4 protein-coding genes are annotated in these 3021 nt (G+C 66.7%); 1 reads left to right on the top strand and 3 read right to left on the bottom strand.

The genetic code is table 11. The annotated features are described in order from the left end of the window. Nucleotides 1–38: 38 nt before the first annotated feature. Nucleotides 39–326 (top strand): transposase, encoded by a 288-nt coding sequence (locus ACFUJR_RS38995; protein ID WP_383451279.1) that lies wholly within the window; start codon nt 39–41, stop codon nt 324–326. Here the strand turns inward: ACFUJR_RS38995 and ACFUJR_RS39000 are convergent. From ACFUJR_RS39000 to ACFUJR_RS39010, 3 genes are all read right to left on the bottom strand, one after another. Continuing rightward, nucleotides 274–807, bottom strand: a complete 534-nt coding sequence (locus ACFUJR_RS39000; RefSeq protein ID WP_383181463.1) for a hypothetical protein — start codon at nt 805–807, stop codon at nt 274–276. The two genes, ACFUJR_RS38995 and ACFUJR_RS39000, sit on opposite strands and share 53 nt — an antisense overlap. Before the next feature lie 116 nt (nt 808–923). After that, a complete protein-coding gene (locus ACFUJR_RS39005; RefSeq protein WP_383181469.1) occupies nt 924–2138 on the bottom strand; it encodes an IS256 family transposase in 1215 nt (404 codons plus the stop codon). A gap of 167 nt (nt 2139–2305) precedes the next feature. Further along, the coding region (locus tag ACFUJR_RS39010; protein ID WP_383451276.1) for a hypothetical protein at nt 2306–3021 on the bottom strand (716 nt) is incomplete at its 5' end.

Here is a 3021-nt window from a genome sequence, read left to right on the forward strand (position 1 = left end):
GAGCTGCACGAACTCCTCGGCATGCCCACCGACGAGGCATCCGTCAACATCACCCGCAGCCGCCTCGGACGCCTCACCCGCCAAGGCTTCCTCACCCAACCCGGACGAGGCCGCTACCAGAAACGGACTTAACGTCCACTCAGGGGTTCGTGGTGCTGCCGAGGCGCTGGGTGGCAGAGCGCACGTTCGCGTGGTTGATGCATTCGCGCCGGCTGGCCCGGGACTACGAGGCGTTGCCGGCCAGCAGCGAGGCAATGATCCGGTGGTCGATGGTCACGCGGATGGGGCGGCGTCTGGCACGGCCGCGGGCCGCCGACCAGCACTGAATGCCCCCGATACCTCCTGCACGAGCCGCCCGCGCTCCGCCAGGCGCCTGGCCTTCGACCGCACCCCCTCGACCTTCGCCGACGTCGTCTGAAGGCCCAGCTCCACCGTGATCTCCTTGGCCTTCATCGGTCCTTGCCCCGCCTGCCGCCGTTCTTCCAGCACGCCCAGAATCCGCTGATAGTCCGGCGCCAGCACCGTCACCGGCAATCCTTCGCGCCAGGGCCGCACGATCGAGCCCGGCACCGGCGCGGGCACCGGCGCGGTTTCCTGCTCCGTCTCGCCCTCGGTCACGGCGGTGGTCTCGGCAGCCGAGGCTGCCAGGGCCTCGACCAGCTCCTCCCGCGCGATCACCCGCCGATCGAGCTCGATCTCCGCGGCCTCCAACACCCCGGCCAACCGGGCGACTTCCTCCCGCAGCCCTTCCACCCGCACCCGGGCCGCTGCCTCCCGCTCCTCCAGCATTCCCAGCACCGACGCCATCGCGCACCCCTCGATCACGGAGCCGAAACAAGACGCCGGATGCCTCCCTAATTCCGAGCGAGACCATGCCTGACGGGTCTGTCCAGTAAACGGTGTAACCGGTTTGGTTTCCGGGTTCAGATGTGGTTGTTGGTGAGGCGTCCGTCGAAGGCGATGTCGAAGGCCTGCAGGGCTCGCTTCCATCGGGTGGTCCAGCGTTTGCGGCCGGTGCCGGTCGGGTCGAGGGACATCACCGCGAGGTAGACGCACTTCAGAGCCGCGTTCTCCGAGGGGAAGTGACCGCGGGCCCGCACGGCCCGGCGGATCCTCGCGTTCACCGACTCGATCGCGTTCGTGGTGCAGACGATCCGCCTGATCTCCGCGTCGAACTGCAGGAACGGGACGAACTCGGCCCACGCGTTCTCCCACAACCGCACGATCGCCGGATATTTGCTGCCCCATTCCTCGCTGAACTCCAGGAACCGGCTGGTCGCCGCGTCCTCGGTCGGAGCGGTGTAGACGGGCTTCAGGGCTTTGGCGATCTTGTCCCAGTCCTGCCGGCCGGCATAACGGAACGAGGCCCGCAGCAGATGGACGACGCAGGTCTGCACCACGGTCTTCGGCCAGACCTCGCCGACCGCGTCGGGCAGACCCTTCAAGCCGTCGCAGACCAGCATGAGCACGTCCTCGACCCCGCGGTTCTTCAGTTCCGTCAGCACGCGGAGCCAGTGCTTGGCGCCCTCGCCTCCCTCGCCCCCGGCCCACAGCCCCAGAATGTCGCGGTGCCCTTCGGCAGTGACCGCCAAGGCCATGTATATGGGCCGGTTGGCGACCTGCCCCTCACGGATCTTCACGTTGATACAGTCGATGAAGACGACCGGGTAGACGCGGTCGAGCGGGCGAGCCTGCCATTCGGCCATGCCCTCCATCACCGAATCCGTGATCGTCGAAATCGTCTGCTTCGACACGTCGGCGCCATAGACCTCGGCCAGATGTGAGGAAATCTCGCCGTGGGTGAGGCCCTTCGCCGACAGAGACAGCACCATCTCGTCGACACCCGTCAGCCGGCGCTGACGCTTCTTCACGATCTGCGGCTCGAAGCCACCTTCCCGGTCCCGAGGCACCTCGATCTCGACCGGACCGACATCTGTGACGACCGTCTTGGACCGCTTGCCGTTGCGGGAGTTTCCGCCGTTCTTCCCGGCAGGATCGTGCCGGTCATAGCCGAGGTGATCGCTCATCTCACCCTCGAGAGCCGACTCCAGCGGCCGCTTCGTCAGCTGCTGAAGCAGCCCGCCCTCACCCGTCAACTGCAGGCCATCGGCTTGAGCCCGGGCCACGAGCTCGTTCAGGAACTGGTCATCAACCGACGCTGACGCGGCTCCTGCCGCAGACGGCTTGGCTATGTTCTCGCTGGTCACAGGTGCACTCTTCCATGATCGGAGTTACACCGTTTTTCTTACAGTCCCCGCCTGACCAGCAGAAATCAAGCGATCATGTTCGGTTGAGATACGGCTTCTCAGCGCGGGGTGTGGGTGTCTTCCTGTCTGAGGCGTTTGGTGGTGGGGCGGGGGCGGGATGCGCTTGAGATCTCGTCGGGGATGTTCGCGTACTCGCTGCTGCGTTTGCGGTGCGAGCGCCACGTCTGCTGTTCCGGGGCCGGCTGGTGTGGGGAGAGCCATGTGCTGATGGTGATGGTCTGGGAGTCGGAGGTCTGGGGCGAGGCGAGGAGATAGGCGCCGATCACCTCGACGGCTGTGCCGGGGTCGTTGTTGATGGCGGCGAGGTGACGTGCGGCGGTGATGAGTGCCGTGGGCAGTCCGGTGGTGCGGGGCAGTTCCATGGCGTGGAGCCATCCCTGGGCTTGCGCGACCATTTCACGCGTGGGCGGCCGGCCTCCGAGCAGGGCGCGCAGCAGTTGCGGCTTGTTGACGTCCTGGGTGGGGGTTCCGGTGTTGTTGACGGCGTCGATGAAGCGGCCCATCAGCTGGGCGTCGGCCAGGTTCCTGGTGTTGCCGGGTGGCCGGTGGGGCAGGGCGGCGGCCTGGATCAGGCCGTAGAAGTACTGGTCTTCGTTGGGGATGGGGATGTGGTCGGGGCCGAAGAGGCGGTCGGCGATCTGCCATGGCTCAAGGACGATGCCGTCGACGGCCAGGGACAGGGTGAAGTGGATCAGGTGGGTGAGGACTTCCGGGACGGTGGCACCGGATGTCAGTGGTTCGGGGACGGGGGCTT

Origin of the sequence: Streptomyces sp. NPDC057271, from assembly GCF_042668715.1 — a bacterium.
In the GTDB taxonomy this organism is placed as follows: Bacteria; Actinomycetota; Actinomycetes; order Streptomycetales; family Streptomycetaceae; genus Streptomyces.